18 protein-coding genes are annotated in these 18,724 nt (G+C 35.3%); 11 read left to right on the plus strand and 7 right to left on the minus strand.

Translation table 11 applies throughout. The features are described 5' to 3' along the window. The first annotated feature begins 123 nt into the window (after window positions 1–123). The 5 genes from V6S17_RS01830 to hflX all read left to right on the plus strand — a co-directional run bounded on the left by V6S17_RS01830 (window position 124) and on the right by hflX (window position 5,590). The gene (locus tag V6S17_RS01830) at window positions 124–1,224 is read left to right on the plus strand and encodes an AI-2E family transporter (RefSeq protein ID WP_029091989.1); all 1,101 of its coding nucleotides are present in this window, start codon (window positions 124–126) and stop codon (window positions 1,222–1,224) included. A gap of 66 nt (window positions 1,225–1,290) precedes the next feature. Then, on the plus strand, window positions 1,291–2,217 hold the full coding sequence (locus V6S17_RS01835; protein ID WP_029091988.1) for a manganese-dependent inorganic pyrophosphatase: 927 nt from the start codon (window positions 1,291–1,293) through the stop codon (window positions 2,215–2,217). Window positions 2,218–2,838: 621 nt separating this feature from the next. Continuing rightward, entirely contained in the window at window positions 2,839–3,546 is a 708-nt protein-coding gene (locus tag V6S17_RS01840) for a metal ABC transporter ATP-binding protein (RefSeq protein ID WP_029091903.1), read from the plus strand. Continuing rightward, complete coding sequence (locus V6S17_RS01845) at window positions 3,492–4,319, plus strand: metal ABC transporter permease (protein WP_029091904.1); 828 nt, start codon at window positions 3,492–3,494, stop codon at window positions 4,317–4,319. The genes V6S17_RS01840 and V6S17_RS01845 overlap by 55 nt, the downstream gene beginning before the upstream one ends. Window positions 4,320–4,333: 14 nt before the next feature. Continuing rightward, entirely contained in the window at window positions 4,334–5,590 is a 1,257-nt protein-coding gene (hflX, locus tag V6S17_RS01850) for a GTPase HflX (RefSeq protein ID WP_036027485.1), read from the plus strand. Between the two features lie 37 nt (window positions 5,591–5,627). On the opposite strand, the gene V6S17_RS01855 is transcribed toward hflX, so the two are convergent. Both V6S17_RS01855 and V6S17_RS01860 read right to left on the minus strand, forming a co-directional pair. Beyond that, window positions 5,628–6,782: a hypothetical protein gene (locus V6S17_RS01855; RefSeq protein ID WP_029091906.1), complete on the minus strand. Its 1,155-nt coding sequence runs from the start codon at window positions 6,780–6,782 to the stop codon at window positions 5,628–5,630. Between the two features lie 183 nt (window positions 6,783–6,965). After that, window positions 6,966–8,084 (minus strand): hypothetical protein, encoded by a 1,119-nt coding sequence (locus V6S17_RS01860; RefSeq protein ID WP_029091907.1) that lies wholly within the window; start codon window positions 8,082–8,084, stop codon window positions 6,966–6,968. 174 nt (window positions 8,085–8,258) lie between these two features. On the opposite strand from V6S17_RS01860, the gene aroD reads away from it, so the two are divergent. Together aroD and V6S17_RS01870 are read left to right on the plus strand one after the other, a co-directional pair. After that, window positions 8,259–9,011, plus strand: coding sequence for a type I 3-dehydroquinate dehydratase (gene aroD / locus V6S17_RS01865; protein WP_029091908.1), 753 nt, complete (start codon window positions 8,259–8,261; stop codon window positions 9,009–9,011). Between the two features lie 12 nt (window positions 9,012–9,023). Next, complete coding sequence (locus V6S17_RS01870) at window positions 9,024–9,521, plus strand: GNAT family N-acetyltransferase (RefSeq protein ID WP_029091909.1); 498 nt, start codon at window positions 9,024–9,026, stop codon at window positions 9,519–9,521. Between the two features lie 61 nt (window positions 9,522–9,582). Here the strand turns inward: V6S17_RS01870 and V6S17_RS01875 are convergent, their stop codons facing one another. From V6S17_RS01875 to V6S17_RS01885, 3 genes are all read right to left on the minus strand, one after another. Next, window positions 9,583–9,990, minus strand: coding sequence for a hypothetical protein (locus tag V6S17_RS01875; RefSeq protein WP_029091910.1), 408 nt, complete (start codon window positions 9,988–9,990; stop codon window positions 9,583–9,585). Beyond that, window positions 9,987–10,427 carry a LytTR family DNA-binding domain-containing protein gene (locus tag V6S17_RS01880; RefSeq protein WP_029091911.1) on the minus strand — a complete coding sequence of 147 codons (441 nt, stop codon included), beginning with the start codon at window positions 10,425–10,427 and terminating at the stop codon, window positions 9,987–9,989. The genes V6S17_RS01875 and V6S17_RS01880 overlap by 4 nt, the downstream gene beginning before the upstream one ends. A 648-nt stretch (window positions 10,428–11,075) precedes the next feature. Beyond that, on the minus strand, window positions 11,076–12,296 hold the full coding sequence (locus V6S17_RS01885; RefSeq protein WP_029091912.1) for a GNAT family N-acetyltransferase: 1,221 nt from the start codon (window positions 12,294–12,296) through the stop codon (window positions 11,076–11,078). Window positions 12,297–12,584: 288 nt separating this feature from the next. Here V6S17_RS01885 and V6S17_RS01890 point away from each other — a divergent pair, with 288 nt between their 5' ends. The 3 genes from V6S17_RS01890 (at window position 12,585) to V6S17_RS01900 (ending at window position 15,127) form a co-directional block, all read left to right on the plus strand. Beyond that, the gene (locus V6S17_RS01890; protein WP_029091913.1) at window positions 12,585–13,931 is read left to right on the plus strand and encodes an amino acid permease; all 1,347 of its coding nucleotides are present in this window, start codon (window positions 12,585–12,587) and stop codon (window positions 13,929–13,931) included. Window positions 13,932–14,026: 95 nt separating this feature from the next. Beyond that, window positions 14,027–14,167, plus strand: coding sequence for a hypothetical protein (locus V6S17_RS01895; RefSeq protein WP_154657741.1), 141 nt, complete (start codon window positions 14,027–14,029; stop codon window positions 14,165–14,167). 15 nt (window positions 14,168–14,182) lie between these two features. Continuing rightward, window positions 14,183–15,127, plus strand: coding sequence for a DMT family transporter (locus V6S17_RS01900; RefSeq protein WP_029091914.1), 945 nt, complete (start codon window positions 14,183–14,185; stop codon window positions 15,125–15,127). A 561-nt stretch (window positions 15,128–15,688) separates the two neighbouring features. Here the strand turns inward: V6S17_RS01900 and V6S17_RS01905 are convergent. Further along, a complete protein-coding gene (locus V6S17_RS01905; protein WP_278403893.1) occupies window positions 15,689–16,693 on the minus strand; it encodes an NAD(P)/FAD-dependent oxidoreductase in 1,005 nt (334 codons plus the stop codon). A 249-nt stretch (window positions 16,694–16,942) separates the two neighbouring features. On the opposite strand from V6S17_RS01905, the gene V6S17_RS01910 reads away from it, so the two are divergent. Next, the gene (locus V6S17_RS01910) at window positions 16,943–18,145 is read left to right on the plus strand and encodes an NAD(P)/FAD-dependent oxidoreductase (protein WP_029091916.1); all 1,203 of its coding nucleotides are present in this window, start codon (window positions 16,943–16,945) and stop codon (window positions 18,143–18,145) included. 82 nt (window positions 18,146–18,227) lie between these two features. Here V6S17_RS01910 and V6S17_RS01915 read toward each other — a convergent pair whose 3' ends face one another. Next, window positions 18,228–18,707, minus strand: a complete 480-nt coding sequence (locus V6S17_RS01915; protein ID WP_029091917.1) for a divergent PAP2 family protein — start codon at window positions 18,705–18,707, stop codon at window positions 18,228–18,230. Window positions 18,708–18,724: the final 17 nt, after the last annotated feature.

The raw sequence follows: 18,724 nt of genomic DNA on the forward strand, positions 1-18,724 counted from the left end.
CATTTTACACATCTTAACTATTATAAACCTCTATCTCAGAGTTGCAAGTGCCATATTTCTTTATACTAAGGTTACAATCTTTGATATAATAGTGATAAACGTACGTTATAAGGAGGGAATCGAGTGTTTAAAAACTCTAAATTATTTTTTTGGACAGTAGAAATTTTAGCAATTGCATTATTGTTATACTTATTTACACAGATGTCATTTTTATTTGGTCCGATTCGAACATTCATTTCCACTATTTTTATGCCAATGTTATTGGCGGGTTTTATTTTTTATATGCTAAACCCAGTGGTTGGATTGATAGAAAAGTTGAAAGTTAAACGAATATGGGCAATTGTTATAGTATTCTTTTTAATTATCGGGGTTATCGGCCTCTTTGCTTACATGATTTTTCCACCGTTAGCGAATCAATTAGTGGAGCTTGGAAAAGCTGTACCTGGTTATTGGAGTAAAGCAAATGATTATTTTGATAAGTTATTAACAAATCCACAAATTCAAAATCTTGATATCGAAAATATGTTAAAAGAAGCAAATCTTAATGTATCTAAAATAGTCAATTCCATTATATCTAATGCAACAAGCAGTATTACAAGTATCATTGGTGTGATTGCGAGCGTAACGATTACAATCGTAACAGTACCATTCATTGTTTTCTTCATGTTTAAAGATGGTCATAAATTCAGCGGTAAGGCTGTGAAATTTTTCCCACGTGCTGTTCAAGAAGAAGCGGGAACAATATTATCACAAATGAGCAAAACAATTTCATCTTATATCAGTGGACAAACGTTAGATTGTCTTTGTGTAGGTATTTTGACATTTGTTGGTTATTTGATTATCGGTCAACCTTATGCATTGTTATTAGGTGTTATTGCCGGAAGCACAAATATCATTCCTTACTTAGGACCATGGATAGGTTTATTGCCTGCTGTGATAATTGGTATCTTTATTTCACCATGGCAAGCCATTGCCGTTATTATTGTTGTTTTAATTGTACAGCAAATTGATTCAAACATTATGAATCCATTGATTGTGGGTCGTTCATTAAACGTCCATCCGTTAACAATTATTATTGTGTTGCTTGTAGCTGGTAATCTTGCGGGATTATTAGGAATGTTGCTTGCAGTGCCAACATACGCTGTTGCTAAAACAGTTATAATTAATATCGCTAAGATGTGGCGTTTAAACAAAGAAAGTCGTCTGGAAGTTAAAGAGCCTTAGTGTTCTTAAAATTTAAAATATGATAAAATAGAGACGAAAATGAGTATAAAAGGGGCGAATATAAAAATGAGTAAAACATTAGTTTTTGGACATAAAAATCCAGATACAGATACAATTACAGCAGCGCTAAGCTACGCTGCCTTAAAACAAGCTTTAGGATTTGACGTAGAGGCTGTTCGTTTAGGAACGATTAATCCTGAAACACAATTTGCTTTAGATTATTTCAAAGCAGAGGCACCACGCCTTGTTGAAACAGTGGCTAACGAAACCAACCAAGTTATTCTCGTAGATCACAATGAAGCACAACAAAGTGTGGATGATCGCGCGGCTGTTACTATTACTGAAGTGATTGATCATCACCGTGTTGCCAACTTTGAAACGCTTGATCCATTGATGATGCGTATCGAGCCAGTGGGTTGTACAGCAACAATTATCTTGAAACTTTACACTGAAAATAACATTGTACCAACACAACAAAATGCAGGATTAATGTTATCAGCTATAGTATCAGATACATTGTTATTCAAATCACCAACATGTACAGAACAAGATGTTGCAGCAGCTGCAATTTTAGCTGAAATAGCACAAGTTGATGTTCAAGTATACGGCTTAGACCTTTTAAAAGCAGGCGCAGATGTTAGTACAAAAACAATTGATGAATTAATTACATTGGATGCGAAAGAATTTGATATGGGCAACCAAAAAGTTGAAATAGCACAAGTTAACGTTGTTGATCCATTAGATGTACTTATTCGCCAGCCTGAAATTGAACTTGCCATCAACGAAAAAATCGCAAGCAAAGGATTAGATATGTTCTTGTTTGCAATTACTAATATTTTGACAAACGATTCAGTTGTGCTTGTATTAGGTACAGCAGCAGGTAAAGTAGAACAAGCGTATGATGTTCAACTTGTAAATAACTTAGCAACATTACCAGGTGTTGTTTCACGTAAAAAACAAATTGTTCCTATTATTACTCCTTTCTTTGAGTAAAAACGAAAACAGCCCGTTCAATGGCTCCTAGCTTGGAGAAAAATGAAGGAGGCTATCTGTGCCTGCTGATTTTTTTGAAAGAGAGTGAGGCATTGGCTGTTGCAGTTGGAGAAAAGTAAAAACGAAAACAGCCCGTTCAATGGCTACTAGCTTGGAGAAAAATGAAGGAGGCTATCTGTGCCTGCTGATTTTTTTGAAAGAGAGTGAGACATTGGCTGTTGCAGTTGGAGAAAAGTAAAAACGAAAACAGCCCGTTCAATGGCTACTAGCTTGGAGAAAAATGAAGGAGGCTATCTGTGCCTGCTGATTTTTTTGAAAGAGAGTGAGACATTGGCTGTTGCAGTTGGAGAAAAGTAAAAACGAAAACAGCCCGTTCAATGGCTACTAGCTTGGAGAAAAATGAAGGAGGCTATCTGTGCCTGCTGATTTTTTTGAAAGAGAGTGAGACATTGGCTGTTGCAGTTGGAGAAAAGTAAAAGCAGAGCACACTTGTTCAACAATGGATAAACCTAAAAACCTTGATGATTAACTAATAATCAAGGTTTTTTCTCTTGTGTTTTTACTAAGGTTAGCATACAATTAAACGTAATGGTTACGTTTTAGATGCAGGGAGTGGAAATGATGGATTATATTCAAGTGAAAGATATTATGTTTAAATACGATGATGAACCTGTGTTATCCGATGTTTCATTTCATATTAGTGAAGGTGAATTTGTGTCATTAACAGGAGAAAACGGCGCGGCAAAATCAACGTTATTAAAAATTGTTTTAGGCCTATTAAAACCAGCAAGTGGTGAAGTAACGCGAACATTAGTGAATACTGAAGGTGAAAAATTTCAAATTGGTTATTTACCACAACAAGTTGCTTCATTCAATGAAGGATTTCCAAGTACAGTAATTGAATTGGTACGTTCAGGACGTTTTCAGAGAGGCAAGTGGTTTAAACGCTTGTCACAAACGGATCATGAAAAAGTAGAAGAAGCTTTGCGTTCTGTTGATATGTGGAAGTATAAAGATGCTCAAATCGGTGAGTTATCTGGCGGTCAAAAACAACGTATTTGTATGGCACGTGTTTTAGCTGCTGAGCCAGATTTATTTGTTTTAGACGAACCTACAACAGGAATGGATAAAGAAAATCGTAAAAACTTTTATAAATTAATGCGTCATTATGCGGATTCACATAATCGTGCAATCTTAATGGTGACTCATGATGATGAGGATTTAACACGATATGTCGATCGTGAATTACGCTTAACACGAAAGGAAGATACCGAGTGGAGATGTTTTTGCATGAATTCATGCAGCGCGCATTCATCGCAGGAACATTAATTGCGATTTTAGCACCGCTGTTTGGTTTATTTGTTATATTAAGAAGGCAGTCGTTGATTGCTGATACACTCGCACATATTTCGCTTGCCGGAGTAGCTGTTGGTTTTACAATTGGCGTCAACCCAACATTAACAACAATTGCGGTTGTGGTATTAGGTGGCTTGACGATTGAAGTAATGCGCAGTTTTTTCAAGACATATTCTGAATTATCAATTGCAATCCTCATGTCTGGTGGTTTGGCAATTGCGCTTGTATTGACTAGTTTTAACGGTGGAAATTCAACTGCGAGTATTTCACAATATTTATTTGGATCGATTGTTACAATCGATGCTGAAAGTGTTTTTTGGTTATTGGGACTTGCTATTGTGGCAGTCACACTGTATTTATTATTCCGTCGACACATGTATGTGTTAACATTTGATGAGGATACAGCTTATACAAGTGGATTAAACACACGTTTGATTTCAATGGTATTTAGTGTGCTTACAGGTTTAGCAGTAGCGATTATGATGCCGATTGTAGGCGCATTATTAGTCTCATCATTAATGATTTTACCTTCAGCTATCGCTATTAAATGGGTGAAAAGTTTTGATTTCGCTATCATATTGAGCATTGTAATGGGATTAATTGGTGTTTACAGTGGATTAACGATGTCTTACCAAGTGGGATCACCACCAGGCGCATCGATTACGATTGTATTAATTGTGATGTTTATTATATCAATGATTGTTCGCACAATTTGGTTGCGTAGCAAGGGACGAAAATACAAATAAGAAGAGGTGAAACGATGACAAATGTTGTATTAGTAGGCGTAGAATTGCCTCGAGTAAATGATTTTGCTGAATCGATGATAGAACTCCATGGCTTAGCTGAGGCAGCTGATTTGAATGTAACGCATGTACTCACGCAAAAACGTGAACGTGTCCATGCGGGAACTTATCTAGGTAAAGGTAAATTAGCAGAGTTACAAGGTTACTTAGAAGGCACTGAGAGTGAAGCTATTATTGTGAACGATGAATTAACACCTAGTCAAATCAAGAATCTAGAAGCGGTACTGGAATGTGAAATAATGGATCGTACGATGTTGATTTTAGCTATATTTGCAGAACGTGCACAAACTCGTGAAGCAAAATTACAAGTGGAAGTTGCACGACTACAATACCTGATGCCACGTCTTGCTGGAATGGGTATTTCAATGAGCCGTCAAGGTGGTGGTTCATCAGGATTGGCAAACCGTGGTGCGGGTGAAACAAAACTAGAACTTGATCGTCGAACAATTAGTGATAAAATCAACCAGTATCAGCGAGAGCTGAAAGTCGTAGCAAATGAGCGCGATAATCAACGTCGTTCACGTCAGAAAAAAGGTTTGCGTGTAGCAGCATTAGTCGGGTACACAAACGCAGGTAAATCGAGCATTATGAATACTTTGGTTTCTTCATACCATCCGCAAACGACAGAAAAACAAGTGTTAGAAAAAGATATGTTATTTGCAACGTTAGATACTTCTGTGCGTCGAATCCATCCAAAATACCATCAACCATTCTTGTTGACTGATACAGTTGGTTTTGTTGATAAATTACCAACACAATTGGTAAAAGCATTCCGGTCAACACTTGAAGAAGTTGTTCAGGCCGATGTGTTAATCCATGTGATTGATGCTTCTAGTCCTGATTCTGAAAAACGCCAACGTGTGACAGAAGAAACGTTGAAAGCAATCGGTGCAGAAGACAAGCCAATGATATATGTTTGGAATAAAGCTGATTTGGTACCTGAAGTATCTCAGATTATGCCGAAAAATCATCTTTGGGTATCAACTTATACAGGTAAAGGTATTTCTGAACTGATGAGTGCTGTTGAAGCTGAGTTATTTGCCGATGAAGAGCAGCATGTTTGGTTAGTTCCGTATGATCGTGGCGATGTTGTTGCACTTATGAATGAAGAAGCCCGTATTATTGAACTTGAATATGTCGAAGAAGGCACACAAATCACTGCGATTACACCTCAGCACTTTATAAGAAATTATGGAGAGTTTATCGTCAAATAAAAAAACGTTGTATCTCATGGGATACAACGTTTTTTATTTATTTATTTTTAAAGATTTTCTCGATTGTTTTGTATTGTTTCTCTGTTAATAGAGGCTCATATTCTTCAAGTAATTCATCGGATTCAGCTGCTGAGAACGAACTGAAATCTTCTTTTTCTAACTCTTTGACCAACTCTTTAAATTCATCGTCAGCCATATTAAAATCGCCATCAAGTTCTTCATCAAGTTCTTCATCAAGTTCTTCATCAAGTTCTTCATCAAGTTCATCACTTAGATAAGGCGCTAAAATAGCCTCGATTTCCTTAACATTAACGATTTCTTTTTTCGCAGGTAGTTTAATGGCTACCTGTTTATCATTGGGTTTATAGTTATATAAAACCTCAATTAAGTCAATAAAACCTTCATCTTTTTTATCAAAAGTAGAAGTCAGTGCCACAGCAAGATCATTTGTTTTAGTATTTAAATTAAATTTAGCATCAAGCGCTTTAGGAAGATTTTTAATCATTTCATCGAAATCAGGGATAACGAATTCTTTGTATTCTTTTTTAGATTTAGAAAGTGTATTGAATTTTTCAGCTAAAACAACAACATCTTTTTTAGTTAGTTTAAAAGTAACCACATCATTCTCTTTTGTGAAACGTTCTTCGTCTAGTGAAGTGAAATAGTTAGATACCTCTTTTTGAAATTCCTTAGTAAGATTTGTTGCGCTTTTGCTGTCTATTTCTAAAGTATCTGCATCAGAAAGTTTAAGGTACTTACCGTCAAAAGTGCTAAGAGTCTTTTCATCAGAGGGTAATTCTGAGTTAAACTGAGAAGCTATTTTTGAAATCCCTCTGAAAATATCTAAAGAGAAATACATATCGTCATTTTTACTTATAAATTCTAACGGTATTTTTTGTCCGAGTGCTTCAATATTTAACTTTGTATTTGTTGCTTTTTCCGATACATCGTGTTGCATCGAGCCGGTTACTTTAATGTCCTTTAATTGAGTAACCATCACGTTGGCTTCAGGCGAATCTTTCATATCCGCTGTTAGTTTAATATCTTTAATGGTCATTGAGATATCGTTGCTTGAATTCTCTGTAACGTTCTTTTTCGTATAATCAAAAAATTCTTCTTTAGCAGATTTACCACAACCTGCTAAAATAATAACGCTCAAGATAATCAGTAACGCTAACTTTATTTTTTTCATTTCCCCACTCCTTAGTTATAAATGTTCATATTATAACTATAACAATCTTGTTATTTATTACAAGTTCATAAAGTGTAGTGTAATCTTCAAAAAAACAAACACTTTAAAAGCAATCAAATTTAAGTAAAAAACAATTCTTTCTAAAAAAAAACGTTGTACTTCATGGGATACAACATTTTGTTATTATTTATTCTCTAATAAAGCTTTTTCCATCGCTTTATATTGTTTAGGTGTTAGAATTTCTTTATAATTTGCTAAAAGTGAATCGATATCATTTTTGGTTAAAGCACTTAAATCTTCTGTTGTGATTGCTTCTAGCAACTGATTAAATTCAGCATCATCGATTTTAACATCGTCATAAGAAGCGTTCAATTGGGACTCTTCAGTAGCAGCTAAAAGCTCGGATACTTCATCCATTGTCATAATGTTTTTCTTAGCAGGTACCTTGATAGCAACTTTTTTATCATTAGGTTTTAGCGTATACAATAATTCTACAGACTTAATTGGTACTTGCTCATTTTTATCAAATTCAATAAGCATTGTCATATCAGACGCTTGGGATTTAGTGTTATTGTTTATTTTAAGAGTGATGTTTTTTGGTAATGATTTTATGACTTTATCAAGATCAGGAATAACATACTCAGCATAAGTCTTTTTCGATTTCGCAACTTTATTGTATTCTTTAGCTAATTCGACAATGTCTTTTTTTGTGATAGAAAACGTAACAACATCATCTTTTTTAGTGAAGCGCTCTTCACTTAGCGAGTCAAAGTATTTTGTTACTGATACTTGATAATCCTTACCAAATGCTTTTGCATTTTTAGTATCAATATCCAATTCGTTTTTTTCGGAGATGTTGATGTATTTACCTTCAACCTCTTTAAATGTTAATTCATCAAACGGTAAACTAGCACCAAACTGAGTAGAGATATTTGCAATCCCTTTTAAAATGTCTAATGAGAGATACATATCATCATTTTTGCTAATAAAGCTTAAGGGTAGCTTTTGACCAAGTGCCTCAATTTTCAAGTCAGTGGCAGATAACTTTTCTTTAACATCTTGCTGAATAGAACCAGTTACTTTAATGTCTTTCAATTGAGTCACCATGGCATTAACTGACGGATCACCACTCATATCAGATGTTAATTTGATATCTTTTATCTTCATTGAAAAATCATTGCTTGAACTTTCTGTAGCTGTTTTTTTAGCAGCATCAAAAAATTCTTCTTTAGCAGACTTACCACAACCTGCTAAAACAATAATACTTAATAAAACAAGTAGAGCTAACTTCATTTTTTTCATTAATTTCCCTCCATGTAAAGCATAGTCATATTTCTATTTAAATATAACAATTAGTAGGGGGAACTACAATTTATGATTTTAGCTAAAATCATAAAAAGAAAAATGTTTTCAAATCTTTACAGACAGTGTAGACTAAATACAAGATAACATTCAGAAAAAGAGGTGAGTGAATTCATGGTTAAAACAGTGAGAATTGGTCATCTTACAATTGGAGAAGGGGCACCCAAACGCTGTGTTTCTTTTATAGGTAATAATAAGGCTGCTATTAAAACAGAAATTATGTTGTTTAAGCAAAAAAAACAGGCGATTGATATGATTGAATGGCGTGTTGATTGTTTGGATAAATGGCAAGAGCGAACAGAATGCGAAGCAATTGCACAACTAATTAAAGCTGAGATTGGAGAAACACCAGTAATTTTCACTTGTCGAACAATGCGAGAAGGTGGTCTTGCACAAGTAACCGCCGAATCTTACAGTGAATTATTAAATTGGGCAATAAATACCTCCTTTTTTGATGCAATTGATATTGAGCAGGCATGGGAAGAAGAGATGAGTGGTTCATTAATTCAAAGTGCAAAATCAAACGGTTTAGTGTCATTAGTATCTCATCATAATTTTGAAGAAACACCTTCGATAGAAGCAATGGTGACGTTATTGTCAAAAGCAGAACAATTAGGTGGCGATATCCCTAAACTAGCGGTAATGCCACAAACTAAAATGGATGTATTGCGATTGCTAGAAGCAACCCTATTATTGTCAGAGCGCTCAAAAGCACAACCAGTTATCACCATGTCAATGGGAGAATTGGGACAAGTTAGCCGTGTTATTGGTTCGTTTAGTGGGTCAGCACTGACATTTGGATCGTTGCAGCAAGCTAGTGCACCAGGCCAAATTGAAGTTGAAACACTTGCACAAATAATGAACTAAGGAGAGAAGCAGATGATTCGTCACGTAGAATTGAAAGATGCAGAAGCGATACAAACTATTTATAATGATGCTGTACTCAACACTACAGCTATTTATGCTAATGATCCTGTGACAGTCGCTAATCGCGAGCAATGGATTAAAGAAAAGTTGGCTGCGAACTGGCCATTATTTGTGTTTGAACTAGAAGGTCAGGTTGTAGGTTATGCTACATATGGTGTATTTAGAGATTATCCCGGTTACATACATACCGTAGAACATTCAATTTATGTTAACCCACAATTTTCAGGGCGTAAAATTGCAACATTGTTGATGACAACTTTAATTGCAGAGGCTCGTCAACAAGGTTATCACACGATGATAGCAGGGATTGATAGCTCTAATGAAGCAAGTATTTACTTACATAAGAAATTAGAATTCGAGTTTTCAGGACGTTTAAAAGCAGTCGGATATAAATTTAATCGCTGGCTCGATGTTGATTTTTACCAGTTGATTTTGCAAGAAAACGAGTAAAAAGAAGAGTGACCTAACAGTTAATTGGTTAGGCCACTCTTCTTTTTGGTTTTTTTGAAGCTTAAATTAAATTATTTAACTCATTTTTTAATTGTCTGCTTTTGTGCTGGGCATAGAAGTAGAATCCGATTATATGTACTATCAAAGTTAATAAAATAATGCCTATCCAAAAGGGTTTCATCAAGTTAAACATATCTATAGAATATAACCTTACTCCTAAAAAAACACAAAAAATATTAGCTACTGTACTAATTAAAATATTAGTTGAAGCTTTGAATATTGAGTAATTCCATAAATATGGATAAATAATGCCAAAAACTAAGCCGAATAATATGCCAATTAATAACAGGTTCCATATAAATGTAAAAGGAATATTTTGTTTTAAATTACTAATATTGGCTAACAGAAAAATCCAAATGATGCTTCCTAATGTTGCTTGGTTAAAACTGTTTTTTAGTGTATGTGTCATGATAATCGCTCCTTAATATTTTTTGCATAGTGTCTACTAACTAAGTACGTGTTTTGTTTTTTAGTAACAACCTCTAACCTAGAATTTGCGCTAACATTAAACGAAATTATATCATCTACATTTAAAATAGTAGATTGATTAATTCGATAAAATAAGTGTTTTTCTAAATAGGTTAACTCTTTCAATTTTTTATTGAAGTAATATTTCTTTCCTTCGGAAGTTGAAATTTGACTCAAGTGCCCTAAAGATGTAATAACTTCTATATCGGATAATTGAATCAACACATTTCTACTGCTCTTAATTTCTATTACACTTATTTTTTTGGATTTTTTTAGGCATTCGTGCATATTTTCTACAATATGTTCATTTAAAGGGTGACTTATTATATCTATTTGATTAGTCACTTTATTGTTATCCCAGATATTATTTATTTTCATTTTGAGTACCTCCTATAAAGAATTTATCATACTTCTTAAAGAAAGATTATATCTATTCGATTAGTTGCAAAAACAATTAACTTTGTTGCAATTTATTTTGGGGCTGACCATTTATTTTTACTTTCGTTATTTTTGAGTACTTCAATCTAAAATATCTTAAAATTGCATAACGGGATTTAATAATATAACGAGACCTGGAATTTAAACTGTAGTATTAGTGTCCCTAACTTTACTGTCTGTCTCCAATTGCAACACCAATTCTCTTACAAAATTTCAGAACAAACAAAAAACATTAGACCTGAAATTCAAGTTTTAACTCTTTATCTCTATAACGTTGTTCTTTGTCTCCAGAACTCCAAGCTTACTTTATCAAAACTTCATAAACGTAAAAAACTCACTAGACCTGAAATTAAAACTGAAGTGTAGACGTGAACCAGTCTATAACAGTTTTAATTCCTCAGTCTAACGAGTAATGAATGTTTTATTTCTCTAACTACAACAACCGATGTTTTTAGCTATTTCAAAAAAATCATCAGGGATAGGTAGCTTGTTTCATTTTTCTACAATATCTTCGACACCAAACAGGTTGTTTTCATTGTGAAATCTTCCAATTTATCAATGTTTTTACGAGGTTGAATATACTTTCGCTTAAAAGTAATCAGAGTAGTAAGGGACGTCTGTTGGTATAATACTTTCAAGTAATTGAACGTGTTCAGGTGATGCTTGTAAACGCCCGATTTTTTGCAAATACGTGGGGCGTTTATAACCTAGGAACATCGTTGTAAGTGTGGGAATATTAATAACGGAATCAGCTTCTTTATCAGTAAGCGCGATTGTTATTTTGCCATCACAAAATGTGAGTCGATACGTATGACGATTCCAATCAGCTAAAGGATCTTCAACTTTAAAAAGCCATTCACCGTTTATTTTTGATAACGTTTTGAATGGGAATTTCTCAAGGAAAGGTAAAACATCAACAATTCTTCCCATATAATAAGGAGAAATTGTTTCTTTGATCTCACTATCATCTAATAAGAAGGCAAGTGGCTCATCTGTATAAGTTGAACCTTTAACTTCGGTCACCATTGAGAAATGAGCTGAAATGAAGTTCCATAAACCAATACGGGCTTCTTCATTCAGAAAGACCATTTCTTTCAGGTAAAAGACCTCATCGGCTAATCGATAAAATAAAAATCCAGTAGGCGTGCCTTCAGTATCACGGTAAACAGCAGCCATCATTTCATCTGATTCCCAGCGCCAGTATTCATCCCATGCGAGTTGGTTACGAATCATACTGCCGTGTTGCTGTGACGCAAAGCGATTATAAATATCAAAGATAAGTGGATCATCACATTCAGTACGTTCAACCATGCCTAATACTTGTTTCGTTTTAGGGAGCTGTGTATCTTTTACAGTAAATGTCATTTTATCACTGATTATTTCCCAACCTTTGCGACGGTAAAACGGAATTGAGTAGGGATAAAGATACGAGATATATTGCTGGTTTTCACGCATTTTTTCTAATGCACTCACCATCAATTGATTCATTAAACCAAGTCCAGCATATTCTGGATACGTACCAACACCTGTAACACCACCCATTGCATATTCTGTCCCAAAAATATTGACTGTAAAAGGATAAATAGCGATTTGTGATATTAATTTTTGTTGATCAAACCAACCGATGACATCGGCTTGTTCAAGCACTGGTAATTTTGCTTGTTTAATTTCATCTTCTTCCCAGCCAAATGTTTGTAAATCATCACTTGTTACTTGAAAAACGTAACGTAATAATTCATTAAATTGTGTGACATCATCTTTGTTAACTAGTTTCAATTCAAAATTATGTTTTAGAGCTTTCGGCTCCATAGTTTCGACCTCCAAATTTTTTCAAAAAAAGTTTATCTAACAATAATATACCATAGAGAGCGGTATTAAAAAAAGAACTCTCCTTTTTTATGGTAATCCTTTTAAAATACTAACAATTTTATGCTGTAAATAGTTAAACAATGGTAGCGTTTGCATGTTCTTAATCTAAAAGTGATATAATTATAGACCTTTGTCACAGAAAAAACAATAGTAATTTTGTAAAAAGTGTATTAGACTTAATAAGAATCTATTGAGGATATTTAATTGGAGGAAATTAGTCGCATGTCAATTCAAGAAAATCAGAAAGAACTGAAACAAGGATTAAGCGGACGCCATGTACAATTCATCGCTTTGGCGGGTATGATAGGAACGGGTATTTTTAAAGGAAGTGCAGAGACACTACAAAAAGCTGGACCAGCAGTTGTCTTTGCGTATCTTGCAGGTGGTTTATTACTGCTGATTGTGATGACAGCTTTAGCTGAAATGGCATTGGCTCATCCCAAGCATAATGTGCAAATGTTAATTCATAAAGCAATGGGATCACGCAGTGCTTTTGTAACGGGATGGCTTTATTGGGTTAACTGGGTGATTGTTACCACAGTTGAAATCGTTGCTGCAGGTAGTTTTTTACAGTATTGGTTTGATATGCCATTGTGGGTATTGTCACTCATCTGTGGTGTGCTTATTATCGCCATTAACTTAACGCAGGTGAAAAATTATGGTGAATTAGAATTTTGGTTTGCCGGTATTAAGATAACAACATTAATCTTGTTTATTATTTTAGGGGCATGTTTGATTTTTGGTATCGTCCCAAGTTCGGCAGTTAGCCCAGCAGAAAATCTTACTGGAAATGGTGGCTTCATGCCATTTGGTTTAACTGGTGTGGCATCAGCGTTTCTAGTTGTTGTCTTTTCATATGGTGGCGCGGAACTTGTTGGCGTAGCAGTGACAGAGACAAAAGATGTTGAGAAAATATTACCACGCGTTATTCGAGGCACTGTTTTCCGTGTCATCACGTTCTATATTTTCCCTATCTTAATTATTTGTGCGCTCATCCCATGGAATTCAGTAACTGGTGAAGTTAGTCCGTTTGTGCAGGTGTTTGATATGTTACATATCCCAGCAGCGGCAGATATAATGAATTTTGTTTTGCTTACTGCTGTGTTATCGGCAGCCAATTCAGGTATTTATGCAACAAGTCGTACATTATATTCAATGTCACGTAGCGGTGAAGCGCCTGCCAAATTTGGCGAGCTATCAAATAAAGGTGTGCCACGTAGGGGGATTCTGATGACAAGTATCTTTATTTTTCTGGGTGTACTTGTGGCCTACTTAACTGAAAGTCGTGCTTTGAATTTATTGATGCAAATACCTGGTTTTACAATTATGATTGTATGGTTAGCTATCTGTGTATCTCAAATCATTCTGCGTAAACGTTCGACAGAAATACCATCATTCAAAGTGTGGTTTTTCCCATTCACAACTATTTTTGCAATTGTTTGTTTCAGTATCATTTTTATCTCCTCACTGCTCAATACAGAAAACCTTGTTGGATCAAGTGTTTGCGTGGGAATTATGGTTATATTGATTATTGCAGCTTTTATTCACGATAAATATAAAAAACAAAGTCGATAATCTTAGGAGGCCTCCGTTCAAATAGAATGGGGGCCTTATTTTACAAGCTAAACAAGGATTGATATGATAGAACAAAGAGAAGGGGGTAATAAGTTATGGGGTTATTAGTGCAAGTATTAATGTATTTTATGTTGGCTTTAGGCGTTATTCAACTTTTCAAGCGCAATATTGATTGGGCTGTGATGTGGTTGTTAATTGGTGCGGGTTTGTTCATTTTAGTAAAATTTTATGTTTAGAAAGAAGCGTTGAGAGTGAAAAAAGTTAGTCTTTATATTATTTTAGGAACACTGTTATTTAGCTCGATGGAAATTGTGTTGAAGTTAGCAGGCAGCACTTTCCATCCGTTGCAGTTAAATTTAATTCGTTTTACAATTGGAGCCTTCGTCTTATTGCCTTTTGCTTGGCATCGATTGCGTCAACAAAAACGACATATAGTTTGGAAAGATGGTCTACTCTTTGCAGTCACAGGTTTTATCTGTGTGATTGTGAGTATGACTTTTTTTCAATTGGCAATAGAACAAACAAAAGCATCCACTGTGGCAGTGCTCTTTAGCTGTAATCCTTTGTTTGCTATTCTTTTTGCTCTTGTTTTTTTGAAAGAAAAAATCACACGGATAACAACAATTTCATTGAGTTTATCAATCGTTGGATTACTTTTTATCGTGAATCCGTTTGAATTACATGATGGCTTAGGTATTACATTTGCATTACTCGCAGCAGCGACATTTGGTCTATATAGCATATTATCTCGTTGGGGTTCAAAAAGACGAGGTTTTAATGGCTTAACAATGACCTGCTTTACTTTTTTTGCAGGTGCGTTTGAGTTATTACTTTTAATTGGTTTAACTCACATCCCATTTATTAAATCTGCATTAAGCAGCCATAAGCAATTAGCAGAATTTTCGGCAATCCCAATTTTTCAAGGGATTTTCAGTGAGACGCTATTACTGCTACTTTATATCGGTATTTTTGTAACTGGAGGGGGTTTTGCTTTTTATTTTCTAGCGATGGAAGCCAGCAGTGTTTCGATGGCTGCGTTAGTTTTTTTCATTAAGCCAGGTTTAGCCCCGCTACTTGCGCTTTTAATTTTAAACGAAGTAATTACTAAAAATACAATTGTTGGTATTTGTATCATTTTAGCAGGTTCTTGTTTAACCTTTATCGGTGAAACTAAACAGAAAAGCAGACGGGTATAACAGGTCTATTATCAAGAGTAACATTAAAAAACTTTTTGTTTGATTCAGAAAAATGGATCAACCAAAGTTTTTTTTTGCTAATTTACTTGTGAAAAAGTGAGAAATATACAAAAGTCAGGTCGTTCATCTTGATACAATAGAGAGTAGTATAGTATTAGAAAAATCGAAGAAATTGAAGCAGCAGGAGCGATTTTGGATTCAAGTAAAGAGGCTGATATGAGAATGAAAGGGCTGTATTTTGCTAAAATTGAAGAGTCAGGTAAGAAACAACCCAAATATTCATTGGTCTTTAAATTCCAAGTTAAAAAATGAAATAATGACATCATCCGGTTGTTAGTGAAACGCTTCGATTATAGTAGACGTTAGAAAAAATTCTAATGTGCTTATCATGATGGAGCGTTTTAGATTTTTTACAGTACATTTACTAAGTGACTACAAAAAAATCCGCCTGAACTTTGGCGGATTTGCTAGTTATGAGCCACTATCATCAGCTGAAAATGGTAAAACGCTTATGAAAACTTATGTCGTTCAATCTGAAAAAAGAAGGCTACACGCATTATGCTATTGACCGAACATGCTTGTTGAATGCATCGGTTGTACACGTGTTTTTGGGTTGATATAATTCATGGCATTGTTTACTGCAGTAGGCGCTTCACCAAGTCCAGTAGCAATTAAAGCAACTTTACCAGGATAGGTACAAACATCACCCACCGCATAAATCCCCTTACGATTTGTTTCCATACGAGAGTTGACAACGATTGTGTTTTTTTCCAATTCTAACTCCCATGTCTTAATGGGGCCAAGCGTTGAAATAAAACCATAGTTGACGATAAAATCATCAATCTCAACAGCTGATTCTTCGCCTGATTTCATTTTTTTCAAAAGGACGCTTGTAAGATGTCCCGCATCGGCAATTGTTAAGTCTGTGGGTACATAAGGCGTAATCAACTTAACTGATGAATCTCGTAATCTTTGCACACTACTTTCGTGTGCACGAAAGGCATCACGTCGATGAATTAATGAAACGGATTGCGCAATCGGTTCTAACATTAACGCCCAATCCACAGCAGAATCGCCGCCGCCGCATATCGCAACGTTTTTCCCCGCAAAACGGTTCATATCTTTAATATAGTAATGCACGTGTTGACCTTCTAAAAGAGATGCGTTTTCGATATCAACACGACGTGGTTCAAACGCGCCGTTTCCGGCTGTTATAATAACTGTTTTCGATAAATGCACACCTTTATTTGTCACAAGTTGGACACAACCATCGTCGGTATGATTAAGTTCTAAAACCTCTTCTTCTAAACAAATGGTCGGTTTAAAGGACTCTGCTTGTTCAATTAATCTATCTGCTAATTCTTGAGCTTTTATCTTAGGAAATCCTGCCACATCATAGATGAATTTTTCAGGATAAAGCATTGAAAGTTGACCACCCAAAGTGGGGAGCGTCTCGATTATTTTAACTTTAGCGCTTCTTAAACCACCATAAAATGCTGAAAATAAACCAGCGGGTCCACCGCCGATAATTGTAATATCATATAGTTCTTCATGTAAATCCGTCAACGTAAATACCCCCATTTTAATAATATGATTCGAAAAAATAATCACTTTCTACATATAATACCATAAAAAAAAGTAAGGATAGGCGAATTTTGATTTTGATAAAAAATGAAATGTGACCATTAAATGAATTAATTATTCTCAAAGGCTTGAAAAGATATGTAAAAACCGATAGAATTGGTAATGGAAATGTGTTTTTTTAGTGTGAACGACATCTACACAAATATAATTATATGAAAAGAGTGATTTACAGTGGCGAAGAAGAAAATTGTCATTTTAGGTGCAGGTTACGGCGGTCTCCGTACTTTACGTAATCTTCAAAAAGCAAAACCAGATGCAGAAATTACAATCATTAACAAAAATGATTACCACTACGAAGCAACATGGTTACATGAAGTAGCGGCGGGAACGATTGAAGCTAACGATGCTTGTTTCCCAATTAAAGATCAAGTAAAAGGTGATACAAAATTCATCCAAGATGCAGTGGTAAAAGTGAACAAAGATGATAAAACTGTTGAATTAGAACAACATGGTCTTATCTCATACGATTACTTATTATTTGCTCTTGGTTTCGAATCAGAATCATTTGGTACACCAGGTGTTGAAGAATATACATTACCAATTGCTGATATTCCATCAACAAAACGTATTCGTGAGCACATCGAAACAAAATTTGCTGAGTGGAAAACAACACAAAATGATGAGTTATTAACTATCATCGTTGGTGGTGCTGGATTTACTGGTTTTGAATTCTTAGGTGAATTAACAAACCGTATTCCTCATCTTGTGAAGCAATATGATGTTCCACGTGAAAAAATCCGTATCATTTGTATCGAGGCAGCACCAAGCGTATTGCCAATGTTTACAAAAGACTTAGCAAACTATGCTATTTCACGTCTTGAAGACCGTGGTGTAGAATTCAAAATTGGTCACCCAATTAAAGAAGCTACGCCAGACTCAGTTATTTATGCTGATGGTGAAGAGCTTAAAGAAATTAAAGCAGCAACATTCATCTGGGGTGCTGGTGTTCGTGGTTCAAGCGTTGTCGGTGCTTCTGGCTTTGACGAACGTCGTGGCCGCGTAATGGTTAACGCAAACTTAACTGTTCCAGGTAACGAAGAAATCTTAATCATTGGTGACTGTTCAGCTGTTATGGATCCTGCAAACAACCGTCCATACCCAACAACTGCTCAAATTGCTATTCAACAAGCTGATTACGCAGCAGCAAACTTAGTAGCGCTTATTAATGGCCAACCATTAAAAGACTTCGTTTACAAACCTAAAGGAACTGTATGTTCATTAGGCGATAACGATGCAATGGGTCTTGTTGGTGACAAACCACTTAAAGGTTACCGTGCATCAGTTATTAAAAAAGTAATCGATGACCGTTCAATCTTAATGCTTGGTGGTATTGGAACAATGCTTAAAAAAGGTAAATTCCAATTCTATAAATAAGAAGTAGAAAAAGCACTGATACAAACGTATCAGTGCTTTTTTTGTGCAAAAAAGCTAAGGCAAGAATGCCTTAGCTTCAACATTAGAGATGATATAAGTAATTAACAAGGAAACCAATTGCAATACCTGTCAAGATACCGAAGAAAACTTCAGTCGGTTTATGACCTAAAACCTCTTTAAGACGTTGAAGACCAGCTTCGGGATCTTTTTCGGCATTTGCTTTTCCTAAATTAGTAATTGCTTGGAAGTCGGCAATTAGTTTGTTGATTGTAATCGCTTGTTCACCGCTTTGACGACGAACACCCATTGCATCAAACATCACGATAACGCCGAATATTGCGGCGATAGCGAAGTAAGGTGAGTTCATTCCGTACTCGATAGCTAAAACAGTCATCAGCGCACACACGGCCGCTGAATGTGAACTAGGCATACCGCCAGTTGCAGTCAGTAGCGACCAATTAGCACGTTTGTTCATGAGTGCTTGAATGGGGACTTTAATTGCTTGAGCAAAAAAGATTGCGATCAAGGCTGCCATTAAAGGCACGTTATTCCAAAAATCCATTTAAATGCCTCCTTTAT

Source organism: Brochothrix thermosphacta DSM 20171 = FSL F6-1036, assembly GCF_036884295.1.
GTDB classification, from domain to species: domain Bacteria; phylum Bacillota; class Bacilli; order Lactobacillales; family Listeriaceae; genus Brochothrix; species Brochothrix thermosphacta.

Excerpts from the sequence above, each read along its gene's own strand:
- V6S17_RS01835 (WP_029091988.1), top strand. The coding sequence starts at position 1,291 with ATGAGTAAAACATTAGTTTTTGGACATAAAAATCCAGATACAGATACA.
- V6S17_RS01840 (WP_029091903.1), top strand. The coding sequence starts at position 2,839 with ATGGATTATATTCAAGTGAAAGATATTATGTTTAAATACGATGATGAA.
- hflX (WP_036027485.1), top strand. The coding sequence starts at position 4,334 with ATGACAAATGTTGTATTAGTAGGCGTAGAATTGCCTCGAGTAAATGAT.
- V6S17_RS01855 (WP_029091906.1), bottom strand. The coding sequence starts at position 6,782 with ATGAAAAAAATAAAGTTAGCGTTACTGATTATCTTGAGCGTTATTATT.
- V6S17_RS01860 (WP_029091907.1), bottom strand. The coding sequence starts at position 8,084 with ATGAAAAAAATGAAGTTAGCTCTACTTGTTTTATTAAGTATTATTGTT.
- aroD (WP_029091908.1), top strand. The coding sequence starts at position 8,259 with ATGGTTAAAACAGTGAGAATTGGTCATCTTACAATTGGAGAAGGGGCA.
- V6S17_RS01870 (WP_029091909.1), top strand. The coding sequence starts at position 9,024 with ATGATTCGTCACGTAGAATTGAAAGATGCAGAAGCGATACAAACTATT.
- V6S17_RS01875 (WP_029091910.1), bottom strand. The coding sequence starts at position 9,990 with ATGACACATACACTAAAAAACAGTTTTAACCAAGCAACATTAGGAAGC.
- V6S17_RS01880 (WP_029091911.1), bottom strand. The coding sequence starts at position 10,427 with ATGAAAATAAATAATATCTGGGATAACAATAAAGTGACTAATCAAATA.
- V6S17_RS01885 (WP_029091912.1), bottom strand. The coding sequence starts at position 12,296 with ATGGAGCCGAAAGCTCTAAAACATAATTTTGAATTGAAACTAGTTAAC.
- V6S17_RS01895 (WP_154657741.1), top strand. The coding sequence starts at position 14,027 with ATGGGGTTATTAGTGCAAGTATTAATGTATTTTATGTTGGCTTTAGGC.
- V6S17_RS01915 (WP_029091917.1), bottom strand. The coding sequence starts at position 18,707 with ATGGATTTTTGGAATAACGTGCCTTTAATGGCAGCCTTGATCGCAATC.